Here is a 2,662-nt window from a genome sequence, read left to right as displayed (position 1 = left end):
AATTGCCTTTCAAGACAATGGCCGGCTGAAATCGAGATAGAATTACTGCGGGGTACGTTCCTGTAATGAAGCCAACGATCAACATAAGCCCCAAAAGAACCAGCCAGACCTCACCGTGCTGTATCCCGGTCAGCGAGAGTTTTTTTCCGGTTAAATAGTTGAAGAAAGGCAGGGACTGAGCTGTTATGGCTAAGCCAAGCAGCAAGGCAAAGAAGCTCAACATGAGCGCTTCTCCCCAGAACTGCGCCATTAATTGCTGTTTCTGTGCGCCTACAGCCTTGCGCATTCCAACTTCCCGGGCGCGACTGGCGGAGCGTGCCACGGAAAGGGTGGTAAAATTAATGCATGCGATGAGAAGAACCAAAATTCCAATCCCGGCCAGAATGTATGAATACATGGGATTGTGTGCCTGTTCTTCATAACTAACCGGAATTTGTGGGTTCCGGTGCAACTCACGAAGGGGCTGCAGTCGAAGTTGAAAAGCATCATCCCCGGCCGCTAACAGCCCACGCGCCTGGTATGTTTCAATGCAGTTTTTGAAATGCAGAGCGGTAAAAGGGCGAAGGGCCTGCTCAAGCGCAAATGAGTGTTGTCTTTCATTGAGCAGAAGATATGTCGAGGTTCGCCCATCGACGTCATTGGAGCCTAACGGTAAGTCGGTGTAGTTCTCAAATGGTATCAGAATATCGATTTGCAAGCTGGAATTGTCGGGACAATTCGACATGACACCGCTGACCGTAAAGTCCTGCAGGCGGTTTCCCATACGAATCGACAGGGTTTTGCCAGTCACATGCTGATAGCCATCGCTCATCTGGCCAAAATACTTTTGGGCGATGGTTTCGCTGATCACCATATTTGTTGGGTGACTCAATGCAGAATTTGCATCCCCGGCAAGTAACGGGAAGGAAAAGATGTTAAAAAACGTTGAATCCGCTTCGAAGATTTCTTCGCGGAATGCCTGGCCGTCGTGAACCATTGTGACATCTCCGGAAGCAAGCTGAACGACGCCTCTAACGCCGGGGAATTCTTTTGCCAGGGCCTTCGGAATGCCAAGCGGAATCAGGCGGCGAAACTTAAGAGTGCCGTCCGTCCGCTTTTCTTGAATGAACAGCGAGTAAATCGAATCTTTTTTTTCATGGAAAGTATCGTAACTCCACTCGTAGCGAATGAGCAGAAAGATCAAAATACAACATGCCATGCCAATGGCCAGGCCGAAGACATTGATAAAAGTATATCCTCTCTGTTTTAACAGGTTGCGGATTGCGATTTTGAGATAGCTCTTTAACATAATTTAATTTCTAACTGGCTTTCTTTAAATAAACATCGCCATTGACCGCGTTGATTCTCACCCGGTGTTTTCCACTACCGACTTTGCCACGGCCAAATATTTCATAATTCCCCCCGCGCCGCTCTTTTTCTTCAATTTCCAAATCATAATCACTGACAATTTTGTATTTCTCGCGATATTTATTTCTGTTTCTACCATCGTAGTCATTTTTAATTTCGATGCTCACATCCATTGGGAAATTTTCCGGAAAAAACAGCTCAACGTCGCCGTTCATGGTGTTTAATTCAATGTCGCGTTTGCCTTCTTCAGGATTGCCAACCATGTTCAAGATTACGTGACCATTAATCGTTTTGGCATCGATCCAGCCATCCAGTTCGGCAATTTCGATGCCGCCGTTGACCGAATTCGCACGGACAAAATCTTTCGCCGAATCGATACTGATTCTGCCATTTACCGATTTGACTTTGATTCCCGAGTTGGCGGTGTTGATTTCCATGCTGCTATTTGTGGTACTAACTTTTCCTTCAACATTTGAATTTTTAATCGTTAAATTACCATTCACATTGCTGATGCTGCCTTCGATCTTTGAGTTTAGAATATCCAGCCTGCCGTTTGCGGTGCTTAAGTCAACTTTACCTTTAAAGTCAGAAATCTCAACATTGGCATTGCCGCATTTCAAATCCAAATATCCTTCGATTCCCTTAATTCGGGTTTCAGTTGCAGTACTAATTAACAAATCAAATTTTTTCGGGACTTTGATGTTAAATCTGACTTTGATTCCATCGTTATCGTAGCCGCAATATGGAACCACCCGGATGCCGGTAGAGCTTTCTTTGAATTTAAGCTCACAATCTTCGTCCCAGCCGATGCCTGATATTTCCCCTTCGATTTTGACCTCATCTCGCTCCCAACCCTCAACTTGAATGCTGCCGCCAATCTCCTTAAGGTTTAAAGCCAGCTCTTTTCCACTTCCGACTTTAAATGTCCGATTGATTTTTTCCTGTGCGGGTGCAACACTGCAGGTAAGAAAAACTATTAAGTGTAAAATAAATAGTGGTTTCATGATCTCTCCCTTTTTTAGTTACTATTTTTTCTAATGTAAATACTGCCGTTATAAGTCGAGAAATAGAACTCTGGTCCGCCGCCGTTAATGGTGCCATAGATAGAGCTTTCGATCTTAACCTTTATTTTGCCGCCGCGCTTACGCGTGTCTTCTCTAATCAATCTCGGTTTGTCTTCCAATTTTATGTCGAAGTCACTGTACACTTCTCCTTGCTCGGATTTCATTTTCACGTTGGCTTTTATATCTTCTGGAAAAGTTACATCAACCCGGCCGTTAAAAGAGACAAAAGACATCGGTTTGTCCGCAGTGAT

General features: G+C 44.7%; 3 protein-coding genes. All 3 read right to left on the bottom strand.

What is annotated here, in order from left to right; all coding sequences use genetic code 11:
* The coding region (locus tag IH879_22275) for an ABC transporter permease (GenBank protein ID MCH7677654.1) at positions 1 to 1,288 on the bottom strand (1,288 nt) is incomplete at its 3' end.
* Between the two features lie 10 nt (positions 1,289 to 1,298).
* Entirely contained in the window at positions 1,299 to 2,351 is a 1,053-nt protein-coding gene (locus tag IH879_22270; GenBank protein MCH7677653.1) for a hypothetical protein, read from the bottom strand.
* A 14-nt stretch (positions 2,352 to 2,365) separates the two neighbouring features.
* Complete coding sequence (locus tag IH879_22265; protein MCH7677652.1) at positions 2,366 to 2,644, bottom strand: hypothetical protein; 279 nt, start codon at positions 2,642 to 2,644, stop codon at positions 2,366 to 2,368.
* Positions 2,645 to 2,662: the final 18 nt, after the last annotated feature.

This window comes from candidate division KSB1 bacterium (genome assembly GCA_022562085.1).
GTDB lineage: Bacteria > Zhuqueibacterota > Zhuqueibacteria > Oceanimicrobiales > Oceanimicrobiaceae > Oceanimicrobium.
This window is presented reverse-complemented; position numbering and strand designations above follow the sequence as displayed.